The following is a 25071-nucleotide window of genomic DNA, read 5'->3' as shown; positions in this document are numbered from 1 at the left end:
CTCTTGGTATGTCCTATTCAAGTGGGCATGCATTTGGCAGTTTATACAGTTTTTTGAATAGAATTGTGAGATGCCATAGGTGAGGGACCTCGAAATAATTTAGGTTAGGAAAGTGAGTAGGGGCCTCGACTGAAATAATCGCGCAATCGCGACCGGCGCTTGTAACACCCCTCCTCAGCTAGACAGGGCTCCAGGGTGGAATGCACATATTCATCGATGAAAGCGGCACCTTTAGCGGCATTGGAAAGCGCAACAGCATCTCACTTGTTGGTGCGCTCGTAATCCCTGATCACCGAATGGCGAAAGTGATCTTAAAATATAGCAAGTTGCGTCCAAGCCTACCCATGCACAATGGTGAGGTAAAAGGGCGGCTTCTGGGCGAGCATCACTATGAAAATATTATTTCTATTCTCCAAAGGAATGAAGTGATATTTGAGGTCGTCATGATGGACGGCGGGATGCACGTTGAGGCGGACATTTTGGCACACAAGCGGAGTCAAGAGGATGCGATTACCCAACATCTCACGGAGGCTCACACGGCCGAAATCCATTCGCTCCTGTGGGGCCATCGACAGGAATTGGAAGCGATGCCGCCCCCACTCTATTGCCAGAGCGTTCTTACGGTAAGATTATTGCGTTTAGCGCTTGAGACGGGAACCCTGTATCATTGCCAACGGCACCCGAAGGAGTTGGGGGCGTTTCACTGGGTTTTTGATGCTAAGGATCTACTCCCCGGCCTGACGCCGTGGGAGCGGTGGTTTTCGTTTGGGGTTTTGCCGCAACTAGAGTCCCAATCGATGAAAGAGCCAGCGGGAAGAATTGAATGGGGTGACTATAGTTATTTCGACCGATTTAAGCTGGTTGGAGGTATTTCAGCCTACAAGAGACAGTTCTTGGCTCACCCAATTGACGAGAGAATTCCCCCAGTTGACATCAAGATGATCATGACTGAGGACATGCGATTTCTCTCTGCTTCGCATCCCGGTCTGGAACTAGTTGATATCGTGACGAATGGCGTACGAAGAGCGTTGAAAGGTAATCTCAGAAAGAAGGCGTGGGGCCTTATTCCTTCATTGATGATCGATAGGAAAAATGGTGGAGTGGAGGTAGTCGTACTTACCAACACGCCCGATCAAAGTGGCATAACTTACAAAGACGAGCTACGAGCTTTTAGGGGCGGTGGTAGATCTATGTGTGCTCCGCGCTTCATTGAAAAGATATATATGCGCTGATTGGGATAGGCGCTGGAAAGGGTGAAACCACTTGGTTCAGGGATTGAGTCATATCACTTTCATAGTTCGCGACCTCGACCGCATGGAACAAATTCTGACGAGCGTTTTCGACGCCAAGAAAGTCTACGACAGTGGCCTTGAGACCTTCTCACTTTCTAAGGAGCGCTTTTTCCTAATCGGAAGCGAAGGTGAAGCCGTTTGGGTTGCCACTATGGAGGGAGAGGAACTTCCAACGAGAAGCTATAATCACGTCGCCTTCAAAATCACTGATGATGAATACGAGGACTATCTCAGGCGGATTAGGTCTCTCAACCTGGAGGTGAGAGAGGGGCGCTCTCGGGTTCCCGGTGAGGGGCAGTCCATATACTTTTACGACGACGATAATCACATGTTCGAGCTCCACACGGGCACCCTTCAGGAGCGCCTGAATAGGTACGCCAGGGGCCGAAATGTTTTGACTGCTTGTTGACATCGCTACCCTCCAGCATACCCTCAGGCCATGGAAAAGCGCCGAGCAACACCGACCCTCAAAGACTTTGGGATAGTTGCTGCCATCCTCGCGGGTATAGTCGCCATAGGCAGTGCCCATTCATACATCACACACTACGGCGAAACTCCCGAGCAAGTGGCGGCACAGGCGCGGCAGGCCGCAGTTGATGCCCAAGCTGCAAAGGACCGGCAAAGTGCTCGAAACGCACTACATCAACTTGAGAAAGCCAAGCTTGATCGTCTTTGCCCCGCTGAACTTGCATGCGCAGCGTTCTCATCGGCGCGTCAAGAATGTGCTACAGCGGGTGACTTTCAGAATTGCTTGAGCGTGAAGTTGGGTGACGATAGCAAATACGCGCCCTACTGCACTAACGACGGCAACCTTAATCCCGCATCGGTCTCCGAAGAACTCCCTAACTACGCCCGCTGCGTCACATGGAAGTACGCCAACTGGTTGCTGTAAGGTGGCCTTAGGGGTACCGAATTGTTTTGCCGGAAAAATCTGAGACAGGGCCTCGACTGGAATAGTCGCGCAATCCCCCCATGCCCCCCTCGCGATGCCACGCACGCGCCCGGAGATCAAAGCACGCGGACGGTATCGCGCCGACTAGAGCACGCGCCCGCTGCGCTTTCTGGAGGTCCTGGAGGCACAAGTAAGGGTGACAGTGCGGCTCACCATCACCCTCTTGTCACCTTCCGCGCCCCCCGAAAAAGGGCATCATCGGATGAGGTTGGGAACCGCAGGCTTGCTCCCCGTGGTCCCCGCTCGTAGCAATCCAGTCCTCTAGCGCAGGGGAGCCGGGACGGCAGCCCGGCCGGCCACCGCATCGATAGAGATAAGCCAGCCTTCAGGGGCAGGCAAGGCTCCGATGCCTGCGCCTAATCACCTTTGCGCTTCGTAAGCTCTTCGTGCAGCGTCTTGGCGAACATCGAGCCCGCCCCCGGAACAACCCATAGCGGCACCCCTGCAGCCGTGCCGAGGGCAGCGATGCCAGCTCCTTGCGTGCCAAAGAAAGCCAGACCTGCGCCCGCTCCGGCTATTCCCCCCGCGCCGGCCCTCGCCATCTGCGCTCGGGCGCGCTGAACGGTCATCGCTAGCGTTTGAGAAAAGGGCACGCGAGGTTCCCATGATGTGTTTTAGCCGCTTAAATTTAGTGCCTGAGCAATGGCGGAGCACGAAGACATTTCTGCTTATGGGCATAGAAATATGTGAACTGATTTTTCAAGCCTTGAATATACTCAGTCACTCACGTCTAGCAGTGAGATAGGTAGATCGGCCAGTTCAATTCAACCGCGTACATACCGAATTGAAACTACAACTTCATCGCGGCTTATCCAGGAACTCCCAGAAAGATTCCGGCATGCGGCCATGCCGGTTCTCAGGGTCAATTGCCGCGATAAAGAAGCGGGTATTTGGCCCAAACTTCCGTTCCAATCGCTTGTACCAACGTTCTGCGGACGAACTCGTCCAAAGGAGCCAAGTATTGGGACTGACTTCAATCCAGTCGAGCGCCTTGTCCAAGACTGGCCGAATTTTCTCCGAAGGCAGGCTTGCCCGGCGGGGGAGTTGTACAAGCATAAAGCGCGGTTCGGCCATTAGCGGTCATCCTCGTTATCGTCGAAAGCGTCCGCGTGGTCGTCGTTTTCTCTTGGGTCTTCGACATCTGGAGTCGGGGGGAGGTCGCGATATTTTGACCTGAGTGATTGCTCCATTCTCGTAATTCTGCGCTGCATCCTGAACACCGCGACGACCGACACGATAGCGGCCGCGATTGATGCCAATGAACCTAGTAGTGCCCAATTCTCAAACACCCTTAGTCTCCGATGCGGCGATGCAACTTGTTGCAACAACAAGGGTGCTGAAAAATATAATAATTGAAAATAAAATATACGCTGACGGCGTATCTGCGGCCGACTTCATCATGACGTAAAGGGCAACACCAAGCATGGTGTTTATCAAAGATGCGCCGCCAAGGATGACACTAAGCCTTTCACCCTTGAGCTGCGTTCCGTACATCTCGCCTGCGCCCACGGCAGACAAGGTTACGGCAATGAGGCACAGCTCGCCGCGACCGATGACGTCCGCCCATATCGACCCCGAGGGGCTTTTGGAGCGCGATAGGGCCATGAGGTAGTCAAGGCCTAGCGGCAGCAATGAAAAGATGATGCTGAATATTAGCCATCTTAAAACTTTAGCCGTGAACCATTTACTCACGCTATCAAAGCCCTCTGCTTCAAAGATTTCTCCACTACTAAGCAAAAGCAGAATCTTACTTGATCTCGACATCAATCGCTGTCGACAGACACCACAGAGTAAGCGCGTCCCTCTCTCAAAATCAGAGCAATACTGTATGCATCCGCTCAATTCATATTTCGATATGGTGCCCTGACAATAACATCTTATGATTCGCTTGAATGTTAAGCATGTTTCAATGGCTCGGCAAACATCAATCCAGATTTCACCGTAGTAACAGATTCTTGCCTATTATGGCTTTTGACAATGCGCGTAGAATTCCTATCGGGCCTCGCTCCATTCCCTTGAACCACTCAGTTGTGGTGACAGTGCGCGCTGAAAAGTTGGACTTCTAAACGGATACAGTCCGCAGGGGTATACCTCAGAGGACAGGTGGAGGGATGCCCGTCAAGGTGTACGTTAGGGTTTACTTTGATCTACGGACATGTATTTCTGTGGACGTGACCCTTTCGTACATCTCTGGAGCATCCGCCGTCATGACTCGCACCGTCCTCTATGCCCGTGTCTCGACCACCGAACAGAACATCGCCCATCAGCGGACCCAAGCCGAGCAAGCCGGGTTCAAGATTGATGAGGTGGTCGCCGATGACGGCGTGTCTGGTCTTGCCACCGCCCTCAAGGAACGCCCCGAGGGCCGCAGGCTCTTCGACATCCTCCGCAAGGGAGACACGCTGGTAGTGCGTTGGGTGGACCGCCTAGGCCGCAACTACCAGGACGTATGCGAGGCCATCCGGGAATTCATGAAGCGGGGTGTGGTCATCCGCACGGTTATCAATGGGCTCACCTTCGACGGTGCCACCAAGGACCCCATGCAGCAAGCCGTTCGGGATGCCCTTATCGGCTTCATGGCGGCCCTTTCACAAGCCCAGGCGGAAGCCACGAAGGAAGCCCAGAAGGCTGGCATAGCGGCTGCTAAGGCCAAGCAGGAGGGAGACGGCAAGGCTTATCTCGGGCGCAAGCCCAGCTACAGCCGGGAGCAACTGGGGATTGTCCGGGGCATGGTGGAGCGCGGCGCGGGGACTTCGGAGATTGCCAAGGCCACCGGCCTCACGCGGCAGACGGTTATCAGGGTGCGTGAGGAGCCGGTGAAGGCGGAGGCAGCATTGGCCGCTTGGGGGATTTAGCGAGCACGTACCGGCTGAAATTGGGCACGCACTTGAAGTACCTTTTGTCGCATCTCATCCGCAACCCGGTCGGCCTCTCCTTTGGTGGCAAAGCGAGGTGCGCCCTGTAGCACGCCACGTAGGATGATCCTAACGGCGTATTTGTCCCCGTCGGGCTTCACCGAGATATCCATTCCGGCATTGAGCGTGGGGGTGTCGAAGCGCTCTTCCGACATCGCATCCTCTCCCTGATGGTGGATAATAGCAAGGTGGGGAGGAAAGCACGCCGGGTCAAGCTCCCCGCTCTCCGCATCGAGAACGGCACCGCCTTCGCGAAGTCAAAGGACATCGCCGAGGTATTCGACAAGGGACACAAGGAGGTGCTTCGTGACATCCGCGCCGTATTCGACTTAGCGCGCAAATCTGCGCTCTATATGGACGGGTGGTTTCGCGCCACGACATAAACTGCCAAGACAGGCTTCGGCACCCGGCAGATGCCCGCCTATGAAATGACCCGCGACGGCTTCGCGGAGAGCCGTACGCGCAGGCTCAGTTCACACTGATATCGTATGAGTAGACTGGCTCTGTGCCGCCAAGCGGCGATATTACACGAACGACTGCATGGTCATGCCCTGCAAATCCCGGTCTTGATGTGTAGAACGTGGCGAGCATTTGTGAACGCTTCTTGTTGCACTTGTAGCGGACGTTTGAACGTGGGTAGTGAGTGAATGCTGTATGATCTAAAACCTTGATTATTCCATTGCTGGGAGGAGATACAATGACAACTTTCAATCCTGGAATGACCTTACAGTTATGATCGAGGTCGTAATCCTTCCCCAGTAAAAGCGGCACACCTGCCTTCGCGTGCTTCGGAGCGGTAACATGGGGGCGGTTAGTTGCTGCCATAACAGAACCTGAGTGGCCGCCAACCACGAGCCCCGCCAAGCACAAAAGTGTAGCGGCCTTCATTTGCCCCTCCCTTGCAAGGTCTTCCACACAGTTTGTATCTTGGTCGCGCTGGAAGTCTAGCGACATTGGATTGCGCTAAGAGCGGCTGGTCAGTCTCCAACGTCGCTCTCCGCGTCGAGAACGGAACCGCGTTCGCCAACTGAAAGGACATCGCCCAGGTGTTCGCGAAACGCCACGATAATGTGCTCCGTGACATCGAAGCCTTGCTCCTCAATCTTGAGGGACAAGGGCCGGCATGGTTCCACGCCACGAACTTCACGCAGAAGGTGGGCTTCGGGACCCGCCAGATGCCCGCCTTCAACATGAGAAGGCTCTCCGCTTCAAGGTCGCGTACATCACCGAGTTCAACCGCATGGAGGCTGCCCTCAAGGCTCCCGCCCCGGAAGAGGGACACATCCGATGTATCCCTCAACGAGTCCTTTCGCGACTCAATCGACCTGATCGACTCTATTTCGATATTGGACGGAGGAGTCCTGTGGATGCCAGAAGGCGAACGTCTTCAATTGGTATTGCAGGTTTCCACCATCACCATGAACGCCTATCTCAGCATTCCCTTTATTGGCGCCGTCTACGCGCGCCGCGATACCCGCAACCCTGCCTCGTGGCCCTTCGAGGTTCTCAACCATGGCGTCGGGCCTGTTGCTTATATCGGCAAATGGGAATTTACCTTTGATGAGGGACAGTCCGCCCGGTGGCTCCCGCTCCTTATCTTTCTCAGCACCGTAAAGGCTATCGTTGAGGCTGCATTCTACGGGAGCCTCTACATCATGCGTCGGGGGATGATGGCGCTTTTCTCAAGGCTTGGTTATCCGCTCCCCGCAAGGGCGGTGCAGGCTACATTTGGTCAAAGCGAAGGGACCGGGAAGTGAGCTTCCGCGAGGACTTCAAAGCCAACCCGGTAGGCGTCATCCTCTTCTTCGTCATTGTGGTTGTTGTGGTGGCTGTCAGCGTTTGGGCAGGCGGCTACGAGGCGGACTATTACCGCCCATGACAGCGCTTCTTCCCCTCCCGCAGCTTGGAATGCAAGAGCGGATGACGGCTGCCCAGACCATTGTGCAACCCGAATTCGGTTTAAAACTCGCATCCTGTTAATAGGCGTTGAGATATTGTCTTGAATTTTGGGAGTTTATTTTAAAGCATCTTCTCTCATATATGCACATTTTGCAATGTGTCATTTGGGCGTATTCCAATGAATGTTTGCATCTCCTAAGGGCGGCATGGCCTTTATCTTTCATGTCAACTATGGAGAACCGAGATGACGATGACTTCACCGCAACCACCTGTCCAAAACCACACTACCACTCTCCAAATCGGCGACCGCGTGCGCATCGCGGCATTCCTTCCCGGCCACCGCGAGAACGGCCTTGAGGTGGGGACCGAAGGTGTTGTGGTCGGTTTTTCCGGCGCGACAGGCTGCCCCTTGGTGGAATTCGAGGGATGGCAGGGTGGCCATGGTGCCGGCCAGCGGAAGCGGGCAGATAATCGGTGGTATATCTGGCCAGACTGTATGACCGTAACTCTGTGTCCATTGGGGGATGCATAAATGGCAGACCAGTCAGAAGACGCAGGCTTTCCGTGAATGGCTGCCGAGGAGGCCATCTCCGCCATTCTCGATACGGGAAGCTATTCGGTGGAAGTCGATTACCCCTCACACTAGGAACCAGCACGCAATCCCTGAAAAATAGCGCGCATCCCAGTCACGCAGACTGGATCAATATGCCCGGGTAATATTGGCGAGCATTCCTGTCTGTGCCTCCCTGCATCCGGCTCCAAAATCCCACGCGGGCAATTACCCCCCACTCTAGGAACCACAAACCCAAACGCGCCCTTTCGGCTTCCCGCTGAGAGGGCGTTTTCTTTTGCGCTTAGCCGAGTCTGGCAACAGGGCGTCACCGCGTTCTCCGCGTCCTCGGCCCCTGGCTACCAGTGTACCGGCCCCTCTCGACTTGGCCGATAATTCATCACTCCCCGAACAGAGAAACCCCTATCTATGTCCGCCTCTATCATCATCACCGCTTCACCAGCGGGGGCTCGCGCTTGCCCGACGAACGTGCGCAACACGTCCTACCGCTATCACGCTTGGCTTGGGCCAAGCAGTGACAAGGAAGCGGCCCGTCGCGGCGAGGTAACGCCCCGGCTTATCGGCATCTTCCGCACGCCGCTCCTGTCCGCCGCTCGCATCCTCCTCAGCGAAGGAGTGGAGGGCTCAACGCCGATTGTCATGCGCCACGAATGGGCCAGCATCCTTGCCCTCCGGTCCACCGTGGGAGCCGCTGCAAGGCTCGCTGTCCGGGAACCCGATGACGGGGCGTGCAGGCCGCACCTCGTGGCGTACTGGGAAGGCCCCTCGGTTAGTGCAGAAAAGCGGCCCTCTTCGCTCCCGGCTACCCCACATCACCCCAACCCCGACTTGGCCATTAATTCATCACCGCTGTAGGGAGGAAACCCATCACCATGACCAAACTCACCATCCGGCCTTGCCGGGTTCCTGGCTGCACTGCCAACGCGCACGGCCACGGGAAATTCTGCAACGGCCATCAGGCCACCTATCGCCGCCATGGCGCGCCAAACCAGAAGGGCATCAGCACAGTTGACCTTCGGCCTTACCTGAAGCTGGTTGACCAGCGCGTTGCCAAGAACCACGAGAGCCCCCTATGGGCAGCCCTGGATGGACGCTGGCATGACCTGACAGTTGCCGCTCGCGAAATCGCGGAACGAAGCCAAGCGCAACCCCGATGGCAACGCGAGGCGGCACGAGCCGTGATCAAGTTAGCGGAGGGCGCCGAGGCCCGCGATATCGTCCGCGTCATCCTTGCCATGTATATCATGGAGGGCAGTGAACGGCGTCGTTTCGTTGATGACCGGGCCTTTCAGTTCCAGCTTGTTCGCCGTGTTCGGCTCCTGTCTGAAGTGAACGTGGGCCGATACCACAACCACGCCACGGGCAAGACGAAGCGGGTCTATCGGGACCTCGCCCCGCGCATTGTCCTATGCCTTGCGAAATGGCTGGCGGAGTTCTTCGGCTCTGCCGGTGTCTGGATGGCCAAGTTGGAAAAGGACCAGAACGAAGCCCAGCAGCGGAAACGCGAGGATTTCAAGACAGCATTGGTGGGGCTGCAATGAAGCCGAAAGCGTTGTTGACGGAGATAACGTGGTTCGATCAATGGCGTGGTGCGGCGGGTGGCTCATCTCTGCTTCGCGTCGTGGCGGAGACCATCAACGCCCTTGAGCGCCAAGAGGTCGAGATGGGAACGCGCCAGCGGCGAAGAGACGCCCGCGAGAGTTGGGGGCATCGAACCACCGTGGAGGTCATCGTCGCAAACCTCGCTCATGTCATTCTTTCGGGGAGAGACGGCTTGTTGATCGTCACCGGCAATGCCGCATTGGCTAGCCTTCCCGCATCCTTTCGCAATCCCGCTGTCGGGAAACCGCTTCGGGCTATCCTCTCGCGCCTTGAAGCGTTGGGGCTGGTAGTCTGGCAGCAATCCTATCGGCGGGGGACGGCCTCCACCATCGCTCCGACATCGGAGTTTCGGGCACGAGTCACTAAGGCGGGCATCACCTCAAGGGATTTCGTCATCATGGAAAAGCCCAAGGTGCGCCGCATCAGGCCACGGCAGGACTCCCCTTCAGGAGCAGCTAAACAGGCATCTTCAGGATAACCTTTATATGTCTCCTTAGATATATCACCTTCAATAATAACCCTCTGAGAATGAACCTAGAGGTGAACCGTATAAGTAAACCTTAAAGGTAAATCATAGGGCCTGACGGCCTCATTGCCCTTCAATATCAAAAGGATAGGGCCAAAACCATTCTCGTGGCGCCTCACTCGCTCCCTGGCACGGCTTTGGCCGTGGTGGTCTTCCCCTCGAAGAGGCCGTGATGGGCACGTTAACAAGAAGCTCTGCCGGCTATGGGTATATTACACAAGCCCACAACCGCCCGAGAAATGACGGGGCGCTGACCTCGGCAAAACCCTCCGCGTAGCCTGACCACCATTCCGGACCGCCCTGACGGGCAGCCGACTAATCCCTTCAACCACCCCCGAACATGCCCAACGCGAGCACCTCACGGTTCCCGCGAACGGCATCGCTATGTCCAACTCAAGGAAACAGCCCTCCATGAACAGCAAACCCAATCCCGGCTATATCGATGTCCCGCCCGATGCCATCGCCGCCCATGAAGCTCGCCTCCGCGCTATCACCCGCTCCGAAGGTAAACGCCCGACTCCCTATCGTGGTGTTGTCCGCCAAGCCCGAGCCTGCGGGGAATTCTGGTCTGCCACCATCAAAGACCCCCGTTTAGGGTCACGCGGGCGGGCCTATCTCGGGACCTATCCACGCCCTGACGTTGCCGCTATCGCCTACGATTTCGCTCTCATCCTCTTGGGCCTGCCGCCCGTGAACTATGCAGAGTCCGTGTATCGCACGGGCCTGCCCGAGGAGAAGCTGGGCCAGGGCATGGAGGAGGTCCGGCAATTCCTCGTCAAGGCCGGCTGGCAATCCGCCGAAGTCCGTGCCGAGAGCACCCCCGCTTATCGCCTCCACTGATCACGACCACCACCATACATTCCACGGAAATACCCATGACCACGAAAATCCCCGGCTTGTCGCCTTTTGCCGACGATGCCCCCCAAGGCCTCCACCGCGACCGGCAAACGCCTCCCCAGGAGGACGCCCGCATTCGACTGCCGTCTCTTCGGCCCGCCGCTTCCCCAACGAACACCTATGTCCGTCCCGCGCCAGCCCCGCAGAGGAACGAACTCGCTGACCTTGCTGACTCCCTCAGCGGTCTCAATCCTGCCTTGGCCCGCTTCGGCTCGGCTTGGATGGAAGGCCAGAAGGACGACACCGAGGCCCGCGTTCTCCGCAAGCTCCAGGGCGCAGGGTCTTCAGATGCCGTTGACAAGCTCATTGATACAGACCCCGATGTTAAGACCGCTTTCGGTAACGCCGCTGCCATGCGTTTCGCTGCGCAGCAGAATGCTTCGCGTGCACTTGCGGCCATCTCGACGGACTATCAGAACGGCTTTGACAAGCAGAATGGCGACTTCGACGCCTTCGCGCTGGAGCGCTACAAACCCTACCTCGACAAATACGGCGACAACAAAGAGTACATCAGCACGTTCACCCAGTACCTTCAGCCGGGCCTTGCGAGGGTGAAGGCCGGTGACGTGGCCATGAAGTCGCAGCAGCAATACGACCAGACCCAGCAGGGGCTCATGGACTCCTTCGGCGCGGTAGCCGGCAAGGCCAAGGCAGATAGCGGAAGAATGGCCAATGTCATTCGCTCTGCTGCCCAGGAGCTTGGCACCACCCCGGAAGACCTCGCCACGGTGATTTCCTATGAGAGCGGCTTCTCCACGACCCGATGGGGCGGCAAGGGCAGCAACTATATGGGCTTGATCCAGTTCGGCCCCGCAGAGCGCAAGCAGTTCGGGGTTCACGCTGGGCAGTCCTTCGAGGAGCAAATGGGGTCTGTCGTCAAATTCCTGAAGGCCCGTGGTTTCGCGCCGGGCATGGGCATTCTCGACCTCTATTCCACCATCAATGCCGGTAGCCCCGGCCACTACGACGCTTCGGATGGGAACGGCACGGTACGTAGCCATGTCGCAAAGATGCAAGCGGAGCACCGTGGCCGTGTCGCTGCCCTTCTCGGCGGTGACGATGCCAATGCCCAGGCAACGGCCATCGGCAAGGAAATGGAGGGGAACCAGCGGTTTCTCGGCATGGCCATCAAGGACCAGCGTCAGGCCCTTGTGACCTTCATGGGCACAGCAGCCGCAGCCGGGAACTACGACCTCGTGAACTCCCTCGCCAACATGAAGGTGAAGGGCGTGGACGGTTCCGAGCATACCCTTCTCATGGATGGATATGTCGGGAGTGACGTGGCCAAACTGGTGAAGCAGGCGGAGGCTGCCCGCGACGAGAACAACCACAAGGCCGGTATTGATACCCGTCAAGGGCTCTTCGACAAGTTCACCCAAGGCGAAGCCACGCCCGATGATGAGGTTGCCCTTCGGAAGGTAGTGAAGGAACAGCCCGGCCTCGTATCGGAGGCCCAGGCGAATTCTTGGATTTCCCATAACAGGAACCTTCAGGAGTCGGCCCGAACTCAGGCAGCTAAGACGGAGACTAAGGCTCAATTGGCGGCATCCTACGCGTCCCAAGAGGCCGCTCTCGACAACAGCGGTATCGAGGCCGTGAAGAGCGGAAACCTCTACGACCTCCCTCAAATGTCCGTCATCGACAAGGAGGGGAACCCGAAGACGCTCACGAAAGAAGAGAACCGTAAGAGGGCCATTCAGGCTTTCGAGAAGGAAAGCACCCGTATTGCCCAACGGGACGGCGAAGCGTGGCAGCAGACCGTGACTCGCGAGCTTCCCATTTATGCCCAGAACGGCATTGTCCCGCAGGGTTGGAAGGACATCATGTCGAATGGCGTGGACGCTTTGTCCGTGGGAGCGATTAGCGGGCAAGGCCTTCCCGAGCCGACCATGCGGGCCTACGAGATGTACAAGCTCTTGCGCGCCAACAAGGCCGTCATGCTCCGCGACCTCATCCCGTCCGACAAGGCTGAGGTGTTCGAGGATGCCATGATCGATGAGATCCGTCTTGGTCTCGACCCGGCCAAGGCCATGATGGCTGCCGTGGACACCAACAACGACCCGACAGGAAAGGGGAAGGAATTCCAAAAGGTGGGCGTGAAGAAAGTCCAGGAGATGGCCGCCAGCGGCTATATCGTTGGACACTTGCCGTCCTGGCTCGGTGGCAATGCTGAGACGGATAATTCCGGCTACGTCTCATCCACCATCGGCATCATGGCGGAACGGTATGCGGCCCGTGGCATCTCCCCGGAGAAGGCCATCGACCAAGCCGCCGAGCGCTTCAAGAACTCCCACGTCAACGTCAACGGCTGGTGGATCGACGCGAGCGACAAGCGGCTGCCTGCGAACTTCTCCGATTTGGCCAACGCACGCATTGAGGACTACGTGGCCCGCTTCGGGAAAGCCGAGGGCGTGGACATGAGCGACCTCACCATCCGCCCGGCAGCGAACGGCTACGGCGCGTGGGCAATTGTTCATAAGGGCACGGGCGTTCCGGTGGACCAGTGGAAGGGCAGTGTCTTCACCGCACGGGACCTCCAGGAAACCGCAGCGGGCCTCAAGAAGGACGCCCTAACGCAGTCCGCCCAGCGGGCACGCGACACCACCGTGAAAACCCAAAGCTGGCCGCAGGGCAAGCCCGAAGGTCTGGAGAACATGCCCTACATGAACATGGTTCCCAAGAAGCCCGAACAGGCTCCCCTCATGGAAGGCGCGAGGAGGGACCCGAAGCTGACCACGGGGCTCATCCCGAGGCGAATGAAGCCGAGGACGTTGAGGCAGCAATACGGGCTTGCCCCGGTGGAATACGAAGACTGAGTGAACAGGGACCTTTTCGGGAAACCGAGAGGGTTCCTGTTTTTTTGGCGGTACCGGCACCAAGGCGCCAGCACCTTTCTTCAAGCCTGCTGGCTATCCATCAGAACAATTTAAGCTGGTCAGGCGAGACACGAATACGGATAGGCCAAGCGGCCAACCCGTACCGACGCGCATCAAGCATGCGCCCGGTCCGTGGATCACGCCGCCAGCGCCGAAAGATGACCGTATAGTCATCCTTTGACATGGGGGGCTTTCGCATCGTCATGTCGGGGTCCTTTCCCGGAGCATGGGTTGCAGCCCTTGACAAGTCTGATTTTTTGCGCATTCGCTACGGTGCGACTCGATTGCTACGCGCATCACAGACTTGTCGTTGCTCATGCCACGTAAGGCTCCGCTGCCCGTGACAATCACTGAACCGAGGGGAGTCGGCATTTGTCGGCTCCCTTTTTTATGTATCGAGCAGGCCACGGCTGGTGAGATATTTCACCCTCCGCGACGCTGCCTCGAAGGAAACGCCGAACCTGTTCACTAGGGATTGTGGGTTGCTGTCACCCTTGATGAGATGGCGGGGCATCAAGACCTCGGCGGCAAACTGGTGCGCCTGCCTCTCAGGGCACTCATAAGCCGGGACTTCCAGCCCCTCCGGGGCACGGGCCAGGGGCTGCCCCACATGCAGCGCCCAATGCCCCCATTCGTGGGCGACCGTAAACCGGGCACGCCCGTTACCTTGGTACGACGCGGCGTACACGTCTTCTCGTATCATGATGAAGTCCCCGTCAGGATGAGTGAACCCGTAGGCGGACTTCATGTCTTCTCGCGAGCCCACCAGGAACTCGAACATTTCCAAGCGTTGGGCGAGAACGCACTCTACGAGATACGTCACTGGGAGCATTTCCTTGTCCCGAACCCCAAGCATTTCGCGCTGGGCCATCGCAATTTCGGCGATACTGTCCCAGCGCAGCGGACGGGCTCTATATCGGGCTTCCGTCATTGTCCTCTTCCTTCTCCAGCAATCGTTTGATCTCCGTGAGCTTGTCTTCGGACAGGGTGTTCAACTTCCTCGCGAGCAACGCGACAGTGTCGCGGGCTAGTGGGTCACGCGGCGTAATCTTGAAAGTCGTGCGAGCAGCGGCGGCAGCGAGGAGCAACCTCTTCGCGTTTGCACCGCTCAAGTCGTAACGGGCAATCACCCGCTCGGCGAAATCTGTAGGCGCGGCTTTGCGGCCGCTCTCGACGGCAGACAGAAAGGCGGGCGAAATGTTGAGCTTCGCCGCCATATCCAGAAGGCGTTCGTCGCGGTCTATGCGTAGCTTTCTCAATTCCTTTGCAAGATTGGTGATGGACATCGCTTCTCCTCCTGCCCCTTCCGGCATGGGGCTATCATCAGTTGTATACTTCCCTGAATGGAAAAGCGCAACCTATTTTGGTTAACAATGAGAACCATAATTGGTTATCAACATGTCAAGCAGGCTCTCATACGAGGCTACAAGCTCCGAACTGGCCAACGCCCGTATCGAGAACCGTGTGACCCGTCTTGGAAACCGAGGGAGGTTCCTGTTTTTTGCCGTAGCCCGCGAAGAGTCACCCCACTTGCAGGGCGAGCTCTGTGGTTTCAGGTCTACCCGAGAGGGGGATACCGGAGAATTGCCCATCTAGGCCGACTCTCCGCGCATTATAGAGTGATCTACAGGGGAAGGGGGGGGCGGCTTAGCGAGGAGTCCCACTGCTTATTTGAGGGCGCAGCCACTCGCATTCCTTGCTGAGCCGCAGGGGCGGCTGTGGGCGACCGTGGCGGGCAGCGTTTGATATGGCGTTGAGATACCCGACTGTCTCAGCCTTGCACTTGGTGTCCCATGCGCGTTCCTGGGCTGGCGGCAGGGGGCTGCTTGCCGCCGTGGTTTTTGCGGGGCCTGCACAGGCAGTCATCGCTAGCGACCCAACGACGAGAATTCCAACGCGCCGCATCGCGCCTCTCCAAGTTTCCCAGGCAAGGGACGTTAATTCCGCTGACTCCTGATGACAATGCGTCTCGATCAATATGTTGTTTCGTCAGCATAGGTCGCTCCTTGTCGGAGGCTAGCTGCTCTCCGGGACCGGGGGAGGAAGTTTCTCAATCTCTCTCGCCAGCGCTTCCACCGGGAAGTCGCCATAGCCGTCCCCTTCGTCGGCATGGGCGTGTCCCGTAATGGCGTCATGATAGTCCTTCCCAATGCCATGGATACGGCAGAGCGTTTTGAAGCGATGGCGCCAGCTATGATTGGGACCAATGCGCGGGTCATCGATCTCCAGCACTTCACGCACCCAACGACCTAACACCTTCGTTCCATTGCCCCCACGGCTGCCGAAGCGGTCGGGAGTGAGGCCGGTGAAAAGCGGCCCTTGTCCCACAGAGCGGGCAAAAGTCGCGAAACCCTCGGCAACGAGTGCGGAGTGAAGCGGGACTACACGCTCCGACCCCGTGTTTTTCAATGACCCCGCTTCCCAGGTGAGATGCATCGTCCACTGTCCGTCCGTGGTCTGCTGAATGTCGCTGCCACGCAGCTGGCAAACCTCCGATAGGCGGGCACCGGACAGGGCGCATATCCACGGAACCCACCGGTAATGAGCCTTGCGAGGGTTATCGCTGGCACGGGCTGCCTTCAATATCGCCATGGCCTCGGCATCGGTGAAGCCTCTGCGGCCACCTCCACGCTCCTTCACGGCCAGCTTGATGCCATCCGCAGGGTTTGCCTTTAGCTTGTCGTTATCGACCGCCCATTGCAGGATTGCGCGCAGGGGGGCTAGGCGACTGTCTCGAATGGTTTTCGCGGCTTTGCCATCGGCTACGAGGGCGTCTTTCCACCCGACCACATCGGCCTTGACCACACGGGCCGCATCGTCGTGCCCGGCTGTAACTTTCACGTGGGCGGCGAAATGCTCAATGACCCGTTCCCAGTTGTAGCGGGTCTTCTCGGGGGGCTTTCGCTCTGCTGCCCAGCCCGAGAAGAGGCTCTTTAGCGTCACCTCGGGGGATGCGGACGGGGGCAGAGAGGAGGGATGGAGAGGCGCCGGTGCGGGCCTATATTCGGGGAAAGTAGTTGGCCTTTCGTCCTTGCGATAATCCCCTTCCGTCCACCTGGAGAGCAGGCGCATTGCCGCGAAGAATTGCAATTCCACGGCAGCGAGAAATGCCGCGATGCCATCATCGGAGAGCCTCAAGCCATCCGCTCCGCCATCGCCGTGGGATGTCGATAAAAATCGTGATACCCGGCCATGTTCCATGAGATAGCGGTGCACAGCCTTGGTCACCGCTGAGGGCCGTTCTTCGGCCTCATCGTCGGGATACTCGTCTGGATGACCTGTGCCCCACTGGCGAGCATCTTCCAGACCATCAGCTAGCAAGCGCCACCCTTCGGGGCAACTTCCCGGCTCCTCCTCAAAGGCGCTCGTGAACCAGAGGTACCAACGGCCAGCCAATGCGAGAGCATCACGGCGGGAGAGGCCTGTAGGCTGGGGATTGCTGCGAAGGCGCATCCATTCTGAGGCCACCTCGGCGGCCACCTTCGTGAACCGCTCACGGGCTTCTCTGGGGTCCTTGGTGCGAAGCGTGCGCTTTTCCTCGCGACGGCCAACAAGGGCGCGGAGGTCATCCGGAACGGCTTTACGGAAATAGTAGACCCCGGTTTTGGGGTGCTTGAATGGTCGGCTCATCGTAAGGGCCATTGGACCTCCCGTCTGTACCACCTGGGAAGCCGTAAGGTCCTGATCTATAAAGAATTAATTGGTTTCAATCGCTTAGGGATTGAATGGCGGAGAGGGAGGGATTTGAACCCCCGATGGAGTTGCCCCCATGCCGCATTTCGAGTGCGGTGCATTCAACCACTCTGCCACCTCTCCGCAGCTGGTCGGGCGCTTCATATAGATATGCGCCGCGCGGGGCAAGACCGGAATGGCGGAAAAATTGGGAGAATGTCGCGTCGCCGCGGGCCCTGCCTTCGCTTTGATCGAACCTGTTGCCCGATTGCACTGGCGCGCCGCCCGGCTTCCTGCTAGCTGGGCCATCCTTCGAGGGATCTTCCCTCCCATGCGACGAAAGGGCCAGGCCATGACGATGCCTCTCCGCCCGGTCAGGGCTGCAAACTGACCACCCGATACCGCCCGGCGCAAAACGCCTGGGGCGGCTCCACAGGGTGACGTGCCTTCTCATTTCGAGGTCTTGCCGGTCCGCCGTCGCCTGAGGCGCGGGTTCCGTGCTGACGTTGCACGTCTTTCGTCAAAGATTGATCATGGGCAATTTTCCCGATGCGGACGCGCAGGCGCGTGTCCGCCTGTTTGCATCCGCCTCGTCCTGGATCGAGGGCGCGGCGCGCTTGCAATTGCAACAACTGGCCGGGCGACCCGGTATGCTGGCGGTGGCCGGCATGCCCGACCTTCATCCCGGCCATCACGGTCCGGTGGGCTGCGCCGCTCTCGCGAGGGGCGTGGTGTTTCCCGAAATCATCGGCACCGATATCGGCTGCGGCATGCAGTTCTGGCCGCTCGACCTGCCGGAGCGGCGGCTGAAGCGCGACAAGGCGGTCGAGCGCCTGGCTGCGCTGGAAGGAGTGTGGGAAGGTGATGCCAGGGCGCTGCTGGCCGAACACGGTGTCGATGCCGGCGCCCATGCCGACCAGATCGGCACGGTGGGCGGCGGCAACCATTTCTGCGAGGTGCAGGCGGTGGAGACCCTCGTCGACGCCGCGGCGGGGATGGCTGCCGGCCTGGCGCCGGGCGGCCTGGCGCTGCTGGTGCATTCCGGCTCGCGCGGCTTCGGCGCGGAGGTAAGGGCGCGCCACCATGTCGATGGCACGGCCGGCCTCGCCCTGGAAGGGGCGGGGGCCGACTATCTCGCCGATCACGATGCGGCACTGCGCTATGCGCGGCTGAACCGCCGCGTCATCGCCTGGCGCGCCTTGCAGGCCGTCAGGGCCGATGGCGAGGAGCGCATCGACAGCCCGCACAATCTGGCGGAGCGCCAGGGCGATCTGGTGCTTCATCGCAAGGGTGCAGCGCCGTCCGATCGCGGGCTGGTGCCCGTGCCGGGCTCGCGCGGCACGCTGACCTATCTGGTGGAGCCCCTGGCGCCGCCGGACGGGGCGCTTTCCTCCCTCGCCCATGGCGCGGGACGCAAGCATGACCGTGCCTCGATGAGCGGGCGGATGCGGGCAGCGGCCGGCAGCCTCGACCGCCTCATCCGCACGCCGCTCGGCGGCCATGTCATCTGCACCGACCGCCAATTGCTGATGGAGGAGGCGCCCGATGCCTATAAGGACATCGACAAGGTGGTGGCCGATCTGGAGGCGAAGGGCCTGGCGCGCGTCGTCGCTGTGCTCAGGCCGGTGCTGACCTTCAAGACCGCTCGCATCCGGCGTGAGCAGGACAGGAGGGGCCGATGAGCACCGTCCTTCTCTGCATCACGGCCGGGCGCGGGCCGAAAGAATGCCGCCTGGCCGTGGCCGAGGTGGCGAAGGCCCTCGAAGACGAGGCCATGCGGCGCGGGCTCGATTGTGCGCTCGAGGCCAATCCGGCGGGCGACAAGCCGTCTCTGCTCGTCTCCATCGCGGGAGAGGCGGCGCTTGCTCTGGCGCGCGAATGGGAAGGCACCATCCAGGTCACGGCCGCGAGCCGGCTGCGGCCGCATCACCGGCGCAAGAACTGGTTCGTGGCGGTGCATCGCCGGCCCGAGCCGCCGCCTCTGCCGGTGCTGGCCGAGAGCGACCTCGTCTTCGAGACCATGCGTGCCGGCGGCCCGGGCGGCCAGCACCAGAACCGCACCGAAAGCGCCGTGCGCGTGGTGCATCGGCCGACCGGGGCGAGCGCCATTGCGCGCGACGAGCGCTCGCAGCACCGCAACCGCACCCTGGCAGTGGCGCGCCTCAGGGCGGTACTGGCGGCCATGCATGAGCGCGAACGCGATGCCGGCCGCTTCCGCGACTGGCTCGCCCGCATCCAGGTGGAACGCGGCAATCCGGTGCGGGTGATGTGACGAATGTGCCGACAACGACGAAGAAGGAGAGAGATGATGAGGAAATATCGAAACTTCAACGACATGCCGAGCTTTTGAGGTCTCCAGCAAACGCCGGAAATCCTATCCCTCGGAAACGCGCGTGAAACGGGGCAGGCGCCTCGTGCATGGCGATGTCGAGCTGCAGGAAAAGCTCGGGCGCAACGATCTTTGCCCCTGCGGTTCCACCCGCCGGTTTCAAGAAATGTTGCATGAGAAGCGGCCATTTCGACGGAGCTGACCGGCATGACTATTTCCGGGACTGAAGGTCCCGGTATTTGCAGGTGTCTGCCTGCACCCCTCTCCTGCAAGCCCGATGTTGCCAAGAGCGGGCGAGGTGCTTAAGTCGGGAGAGCGCCTGCGTCGGGCAAGCGCTCTCCTCGCAGCCTTTTCGGGACCCATGTCCGCCATCACTTCCGCCTATTCGGGATTTCGCCTGGCCTATGAGGCGTTGCGCGGGCATCGCGGCTGGGGGCCGGCCTGGCGCAAGCCGGTGCCCAAGCAGGCCTATGACGTGGTGATCGTCGGCGGCGGCGGGCATGGCCTGGCCACTGCCTATTACCTCGCCAAGAATCACGGCATCACCAATGTCGCGGTGCTGGAGCGCGGCGGTATCGGGCTCGGCAATGTCGGGCGCAACACCACCATCATCCGCTCCAATTATTTCTCGCCCGAGAACATCCGCTTCTACGATTTTTCGCTTCGGTTGTGGGAAGGGCTGGAGGCCGAGCTCAACTACAACGCCATGGTCTCGCAGCGCGGCGCGCTCAACCTCGTGCATGCGGACGGCCAGCGCGACCTGTTGGCCCGGCGGGCCAACCAGATGCTGCTGGAAGGCGTCGAGGCCGAGCTGCTCGACAAGGAGGGCGTCAAGCGCCTGGTGCCGCTGGTCGATGTCGACAATGGCCGCTTTCCCGTGCTCGGCGGCTTCCTGCAAAGGCGCGGCGGCACGGTGCGCCATGATGCGGTGGCCTGGGGCTATGCGCGTGCCGCCGACCGGCGCGGCGTCGACATCGTCGAGAATTGCGAAGCCACCGGTGTCACGCGCGAGGGCGATGCCGTGACCGGCGTGGAGACCAGCCTCGGCAGCATCCGCGCCGGCAAGGTGCTGTTCGCCGTGGCCGGGCATTCCTCGCTGCTGGCCGGTATGGCCGGCTTCCGCCTGCCGCTGGAAACCCATGTGCTGCAGGCCTTCGTCTCCGAGGCGGTCAAGCCGCTGATCGATTGCGTCGTCACCTATGGCGCGGGGCATTTCTATGTCAGCCAGTCGGACAAGGGCGGCCTCGTCTTCGGCGGCGCGCTCGACGGCTATAATTCCTATGCAAGGCGCGGTGCCCTGCCGATGGTGGAGGACGTGCTGGCGGCCGGCCTCACGCTGATGCCGGCCCTCGGGCGCCTGCGCGTGCTGCGCCAATGGGGCGGGGCGATGGACATGACAGCCGACGGCAATCCCATCATCTCCACCACGCCGGTGCGCAACCTCTACCTCAATGGCGGCTGGTGCTATGGCGGCTTCAAGGCGATCCCCGCCGGCGGCTTCACCACCGCCCATCTGGTGGCGACCGGCGCACCGCACCCGCTGATCGCCCATTTCGGCCTGGAGCGCTTCCGGGAGGGGCGGGTGATCGACGAACGGGGCATCGGCCCCTATGCCTGGATGCATTGAGATGGGGGAGCTCGTGGCTGCATTTACCGTCATTGCGAGCGCAGCGAAGCAATCCAGCCTTTGCGCCCTTTGGCCCCTGGGTTGCTTCGCTCAAGCCAATCCATATGGATTGGCCAGGCTCGCAATGACGTCGAGCTTTAATGCCAAGGCTTGCCCGTCATGCTGAGAATTGCCTGTCCCCATTGCGGCCTGCGTGACGAGGTCGAATTCCGCTATCGCGGCGATGCCTCGGTGCGCCGGCCGGGCGAAGAGGCCGAGGCGCAAGCCTATTACGATTATGTCTATGAGCGCGCCAATCCGGCGGGCTGGCATCTGGAATGGTGGCAGCATGTGCATGGCTGCCGGCAGGTGCTGAAGGTGCTGCGCGATACGGTCAGCCACGAGATCCAGGCTGTGGTCAGCAGACATGACGAGATCCCCCTGCCGGAGCGTTCGGCATGAGCGGTCCCCATCGCCTCGCCGAGGGCGGGCAGGTCGATCGCAGTAAGCCGCTGTCCTTCCGCTTCGACGGCAAGATCCTGCATGGCTATCGCGGCGATACGCTCGCCTCGGCGCTCCTGGCCAATGGCGTGCGCATCGTCGGGCGCTCGTTCAAATATCACCGGCCGCGCGGCATCTTCACGGCCGGGCCCGAGGAGCCCTCGGCCCTGGTGGAACTGCGTCGGGGCGCCCGGCGCGAGCCCAATGTCCCCGCCACCACCATCGAGCTCTTCGAGGGGCTGGAGGCGGTGAGCCAGAACCGCTGGCCCTCGCTCGGCTTTGATCTCGGCGCGGTGAATGGCTGGCTGTCGCCCTTTCTGCCGGCAGGTTTCTACTACAAGACCTTCATGTGGCCGGCGGCCTGGTGGGAGAAGGTCTACGAGCCGCTGATCCGCCGGGCGGCCGGGCTGGGGCGGGCGGCACGCGAGCCCGATCCCGACAGCTACGACACCATGCATGCCCATTGCGATCTCCTGGTCGTCGGCTCCGGGCCATCGGGGCTCGACAGCGCGCTGGCGGCGGGACGCTCGGGTAAACGCGTGATCGTGCTGGAACAGGATTTCGCCTTCGGCGGCTCGGCGCTGCTCGATCCCGCGGCCCGTGAGGGGCTGACCGACAAGCTTGCCGAACTCGCGGCGCTTCCGGAAGTGATGCTGCTCAACCGCACCGGCGCTTATGGCCTCTATGATGGGCTGGTGGTCGGCGCCGTCGAACGGGTGGCCGATCATCGCGCCACGCCAAGGCCGCACGAGGTGCGTCAGCGCCAGTGGATCATCCGGCCCGGCAAGATCGCGCTCGCCACCGGTGCGCAGGAACGCCTGATCGCCTTTCCCGGCAATGACCGGCCCGGCGTGATGCTGGCTTCGGCCGCCGCCACCTATGCCGCGCGCTTCGGCGTGGCACCGGGCCGGCGGGCCGCCTTCTTCGTCAACAATGACCGCGCCTATGCTTCGGCCAGGCAGCTTGCCGAGGCCGGCGTCGAGATCGCCGGCATCATCGATGTCAGGCCTGAAACGGCCGCCGGCCGCGAGGCCGAGCGATCGGGCATCCCCGTCTGGTTCGGCTCGCAGGTCTCTGCCACCGAGGGCGCGCCGCTGCATGTCCTGACCATCACCTCGATCGCCGCCCGGCTGCAGCCGCAAATGCTGCTGGCCGATCTGCTCTGCGTCTCCGGTGGCCATGATCCCCGGCTGCAGCTGGCCGGCCAGGCCCGCATGCCCTTCGAATGGGACGAAAAGGCCGTGGCCTTCCGGGCCAGGGGCAATGACCGGATCGAGATCGTCGGCGATGCGGCAGGCACGCAAGGCGAGGGAACGCCATCGCAGCCCTTCTGGGAGGCCAAAGTTTCACGCGCTTCCAGCAAGGCCTTTGTCGACTTGCAGCACGACGTCACCGCCGATGATCTCCGCCTGGCGGTGCGCGAAGGCTATGCCCATGTCGAGCATGCCAAGCGCTATACCACGCTCGGCATGGCAACCGACCAGGGCAAGACAGGCGGCCTCGTCGGCAGCGCCATCCTCGCCGGCGAGAAGGGCGAGAGCATTGCCGAGACGGGCCTGCCGACCTTCCGTCCCTATGCCGCGCCGGTCTCGTTCGGCGCCCTCGCAGGGGCCGAGACGGGCGAGCATTTCCGCCCCAAGCGCCGGCTGGCCTTGCATGACTGGCACTCGCGGCAGGGCGCCGTGTTCGTCAAGCTCGGCCTGTGGCTGCGGCCCCTGGTCTATTCCCCCAAGCGGGACACCAGCTGGGCGCCGGTGCTGGCCGAGGCCCGGGCGGTGCGCGAGGCCGTAGGCGTCACCGACGCCTCTTCGCTCGGCAAGATCGACGTCCAGGGCCGCGATGCCGGCGTCTTTCTCGATCGCATCTATGCCAATACCTTCTCCTCGCTGCCGGTCGGGCGCGCGCGCTATGGGTTGATGTTGCGCGAGGATGGCATCGTCCTCGACGATGGCACCACCTCGCGATTGGCCGAGGATCATTATTTCGTCACCACCACCACGGCCAATGCCGGGCTGGTGCTGGAGCATCTCGAATTCCATCACCAGGCCGTATGGCCTGATCTCGACGTCCAGATCACCAATGTCGCCGATCAATGGGCGACTTTCGCGGTGGCCGGCCCTAAGGCCCGGGCGGTGCTCGCCCGCATCACCAGCCAGGACCTCGACGATGCGGCCTTCCCCTTCATGGCCGTTGCCGAGGCCGTCATCGCCGGGGTTTCCGGCCGGCTCTTCCGCATCTCCTTTTCGGGCGAACTCGCCTATGAGGTCAGCGTGCCCTCAGGCCATGCCGAGCCGGTGTGGGAAGCCATCCTCGCGGCCGGCAAGCCCTTCGGCATCAAGCCCTATGGGCTCGATGCCCTCAACCTGCTTCGGATCGAGAAGGGGCATGTCGCCGGCAGCGAGCTCAACGGCCAGACCACGGCCGCCGATCTCGGCCTCGGCCGCATGCTCAAGAAGAAGGGCGATTATGTCGGCCGCGTCCTGGCGGGCCGCCTTGGCCTTGCCGACCCCGGGCGCCTCGCTTTGGTCGGGGTGAAAGTCGTGGATGCCGGCCAGAAGCTGCGGGCCGGTGCCCATCTCACCGCCTCGGCCGAAGCAAAGGAGAGCCTCGGTTTCGTCACCGCGGCCTGCCCGATCACGCAGGGGGAGGGCTTCATCGGCCTCGCTCTGCTGCGCGGCGGCAGGGAGCGGATCGGCCAGCGGCTGCATACCGCCGATCCCGTGCGCGGGCAGGCCTGCGACGTCATCATCGTTTCCCCGCATTTCGTCGATCCGGACAATCTCAGGGTGAAGGATGGCTCACCGGTCGGGGCCGTCGAGCCGCTGGTCCTGCCGCGTTCGGTGCCCGGTCATCACGCCCTGATCCCCGACCGGCCTTCCGATCGCGTCGCCGAGGTGCAACTGGCCGAGCGAAGCCCCGATATCGCGCAGATCAAGTTGCGGCGGGACGGGGAGGTGGGCCTGCGCCGCTCGTTCCAGGCGGAGTTCGGGCTCGATCTGCCGGAGCCCGGCCGGTCTGCGGTCTCGGGGGCGCTGAAGCTGCTCTCGCTGGGGCCTGGCGACTGGCTGGTGCTCGACAAGCACGGACGTCCGGGCAGCCTTGCCGTCAGCCTCAAACATGCTCTCGGCGAGAGCGCCTCGGTGGTGGATCTCTCTTCGGCCTTCGGCGTGCTGCGCCTGTCGGGGCCCAAGGCGCGCGTGGCGCTGATGAAACTATGCCGGATCGACCTGCATCCGCGCGTGTTCGGGCAAGGCCATGTCGCGCGCACCCTGATGGCGCAGATCCCTGTCCTGCTGCACCAAGTCTCCGACGAGCCGGCCTATGACCTCTTCGCTCCCTCGACCCTGGCCCAGGCCTTTGCCGAGACCTTGGTCGAGAGCGCGGCCGAATATGGCTTGAGGCTGGACTGATCCTGGGACCGCCAGCATCCTTG

23 protein-coding genes and 1 tRNA gene are annotated in these 25071 nt (G+C 60.8%); 16 read left to right on the top strand and 8 right to left on the bottom strand.

Annotation, left to right across the window (positions count from 1 at the left end; translation table 11 throughout):
- Nucleotides 1–200 precede the first annotated feature (200 nt).
- Genes BA190_RS24065 through BA190_RS36105 form a run of 3 tightly spaced genes read left to right on the top strand, consistent with a single transcriptional unit; the run spans nt 201 to nt 2184 of the window.
- Nucleotides 201–1232, top strand: a complete 1032-nt coding sequence (locus BA190_RS24065) for a hypothetical protein (protein ID WP_068293456.1) — start codon at nt 201–203, stop codon at nt 1230–1232.
- A gap of 31 nt (nt 1233–1263) precedes the next feature.
- Nucleotides 1264–1701: a FosX/FosE/FosI family fosfomycin resistance hydrolase gene (fosX, locus tag BA190_RS24060; protein WP_068293454.1), complete on the top strand. Its 438-nt coding sequence runs from the start codon at nt 1264–1266 to the stop codon at nt 1699–1701.
- A 30-nt stretch (nt 1702–1731) separates the two neighbouring features.
- Entirely contained in the window at nt 1732–2184 is a 453-nt protein-coding gene (locus BA190_RS36105) for a hypothetical protein (protein ID WP_156771681.1), read from the top strand.
- A gap of 858 nt (nt 2185–3042) precedes the next feature.
- Here BA190_RS36105 and BA190_RS24050 read toward each other — a convergent pair.
- The gene (locus tag BA190_RS24050) at nt 3043–3318 is read right to left on the bottom strand and encodes a hypothetical protein (protein WP_068293449.1); all 276 of its coding nucleotides are present in this window, start codon (nt 3316–3318) and stop codon (nt 3043–3045) included.
- A 207-nt stretch (nt 3319–3525) separates the two neighbouring features.
- Complete coding sequence (locus BA190_RS24040; protein ID WP_156771680.1) at nt 3526–4008, bottom strand: hypothetical protein; 483 nt, start codon at nt 4006–4008, stop codon at nt 3526–3528.
- Nucleotides 4009–4451: 443 nt separating this feature from the next.
- On the opposite strand from BA190_RS24040, the gene BA190_RS24035 reads away from it, so the two are divergent.
- Nucleotides 4452–5099, top strand: coding sequence for a recombinase family protein (locus tag BA190_RS24035; RefSeq protein ID WP_068293715.1), 648 nt, complete (start codon nt 4452–4454; stop codon nt 5097–5099).
- Here BA190_RS24035 and BA190_RS24030 read toward each other — a convergent pair.
- Complete coding sequence (locus BA190_RS24030; protein WP_068293442.1) at nt 5096–5314, bottom strand: hypothetical protein; 219 nt, start codon at nt 5312–5314, stop codon at nt 5096–5098. The two genes, BA190_RS24035 and BA190_RS24030, sit on opposite strands and share 4 nt — an antisense overlap.
- 313 nt (nt 5315–5627) lie before the next feature.
- Nucleotides 5628–6047: a hypothetical protein gene (locus BA190_RS36100; protein ID WP_156771679.1), complete on the bottom strand. Its 420-nt coding sequence runs from the start codon at nt 6045–6047 to the stop codon at nt 5628–5630.
- A 479-nt stretch (nt 6048–6526) separates the two neighbouring features.
- On the opposite strand from BA190_RS36100, the gene BA190_RS24020 reads away from it, so the two are divergent.
- From BA190_RS24020 to BA190_RS24000, 6 genes are all read left to right on the top strand, one after another.
- Nucleotides 6527–6916, top strand: a complete 390-nt coding sequence (locus BA190_RS24020) for a hypothetical protein (protein WP_068293439.1) — start codon at nt 6527–6529, stop codon at nt 6914–6916.
- Entirely contained in the window at nt 6913–7038 is a 126-nt protein-coding gene (locus BA190_RS37085) for a hypothetical protein (protein ID WP_256390547.1), read from the top strand. Before BA190_RS24020 ends, BA190_RS37085 begins: the two co-directional genes overlap by 4 nt.
- A gap of 1463 nt (nt 7039–8501) precedes the next feature.
- Nucleotides 8502–9170, top strand: a complete 669-nt coding sequence (locus BA190_RS24015; protein ID WP_068293437.1) for a hypothetical protein — start codon at nt 8502–8504, stop codon at nt 9168–9170.
- On the top strand, nt 9167–9709 hold the full coding sequence (locus BA190_RS24010; protein ID WP_068293435.1) for a hypothetical protein: 543 nt from the start codon (nt 9167–9169) through the stop codon (nt 9707–9709). The genes BA190_RS24015 and BA190_RS24010 overlap by 4 nt, the downstream gene beginning before the upstream one ends.
- A gap of 459 nt (nt 9710–10168) precedes the next feature.
- Entirely contained in the window at nt 10169–10597 is a 429-nt protein-coding gene (locus tag BA190_RS24005; protein WP_068293433.1) for a hypothetical protein, read from the top strand.
- 35 nt (nt 10598–10632) lie between these two features.
- Entirely contained in the window at nt 10633–13470 is a 2838-nt protein-coding gene (locus BA190_RS24000) for a hypothetical protein (protein ID WP_068293430.1), read from the top strand.
- Between the two features lie 448 nt (nt 13471–13918).
- On the opposite strand, the gene BA190_RS23995 is transcribed toward BA190_RS24000, so the two are convergent.
- The 4 genes from BA190_RS23995 to BA190_RS23980 all read right to left on the bottom strand — a co-directional run bounded on the left by BA190_RS23995 (nt 13919) and on the right by BA190_RS23980 (nt 17346).
- Nucleotides 13919–14461, bottom strand: coding sequence for an ImmA/IrrE family metallo-endopeptidase (locus BA190_RS23995; protein WP_068293427.1), 543 nt, complete (start codon nt 14459–14461; stop codon nt 13919–13921).
- The gene (locus BA190_RS23990) at nt 14442–14816 is read right to left on the bottom strand and encodes a helix-turn-helix transcriptional regulator (protein ID WP_068293422.1); all 375 of its coding nucleotides are present in this window, start codon (nt 14814–14816) and stop codon (nt 14442–14444) included. Before BA190_RS23990 ends, BA190_RS23995 begins: the two co-directional genes overlap by 20 nt.
- A gap of 730 nt (nt 14817–15546) precedes the next feature.
- Nucleotides 15547–17172, bottom strand: a complete 1626-nt coding sequence (locus BA190_RS23985) for a DUF6538 domain-containing protein (protein WP_068293420.1) — start codon at nt 17170–17172, stop codon at nt 15547–15549.
- Between the two features lie 84 nt (nt 17173–17256).
- Nucleotides 17257–17346, bottom strand: a tRNA-Ser gene (locus tag BA190_RS23980).
- Nucleotides 17347–17735: 389 nt separating this feature from the next.
- Here BA190_RS23980 and BA190_RS23975 point away from each other — a divergent pair.
- The 6 genes from BA190_RS23975 to BA190_RS23955 all read left to right on the top strand — a co-directional run bounded on the left by BA190_RS23975 (nt 17736) and on the right by BA190_RS23955 (nt 25048).
- A complete protein-coding gene (locus tag BA190_RS23975) occupies nt 17736–18884 on the top strand; it encodes an RNA ligase RtcB family protein (RefSeq protein WP_068293418.1) in 1149 nt (382 codons plus the stop codon).
- Nucleotides 18881–19474: a peptide chain release factor H gene (gene prfH, locus BA190_RS23970; RefSeq protein ID WP_068293415.1), complete on the top strand. Its 594-nt coding sequence runs from the start codon at nt 18881–18883 to the stop codon at nt 19472–19474. Before BA190_RS23975 ends, prfH begins: the two co-directional genes overlap by 4 nt.
- Before the next feature lie 121 nt (nt 19475–19595).
- Nucleotides 19596–19733 (top strand): SEC-C metal-binding domain-containing protein, encoded by a 138-nt coding sequence (locus BA190_RS37080; RefSeq protein WP_371260383.1) that lies wholly within the window; start codon nt 19596–19598, stop codon nt 19731–19733.
- Between the two features lie 159 nt (nt 19734–19892).
- Entirely contained in the window at nt 19893–21158 is a 1266-nt protein-coding gene (locus BA190_RS23965; RefSeq protein WP_068293412.1) for a sarcosine oxidase subunit beta family protein, read from the top strand.
- A 159-nt stretch (nt 21159–21317) separates the two neighbouring features.
- The gene (locus tag BA190_RS23960) at nt 21318–21599 is read left to right on the top strand and encodes a sarcosine oxidase subunit delta (RefSeq protein ID WP_371260382.1); all 282 of its coding nucleotides are present in this window, start codon (nt 21318–21320) and stop codon (nt 21597–21599) included.
- Nucleotides 21596–25048, top strand: a complete 3453-nt coding sequence (locus BA190_RS23955; RefSeq protein WP_068293409.1) for a 2Fe-2S iron-sulfur cluster-binding protein — start codon at nt 21596–21598, stop codon at nt 25046–25048. The genes BA190_RS23960 and BA190_RS23955 overlap by 4 nt, the downstream gene beginning before the upstream one ends.
- The last annotated feature ends 23 nt before the right edge of the window (nt 25049–25071 follow it).

Source organism: Labrys sp. WJW (assembly GCF_001676615.1).
GTDB classification, from domain to species: domain Bacteria; phylum Pseudomonadota; class Alphaproteobacteria; order Rhizobiales; family Labraceae; genus Labrys; species Labrys sedimenti.
Note: the sequence above shows the minus strand (reverse complement) of the source record. Positions and strands in the feature narration are given on the sequence as shown.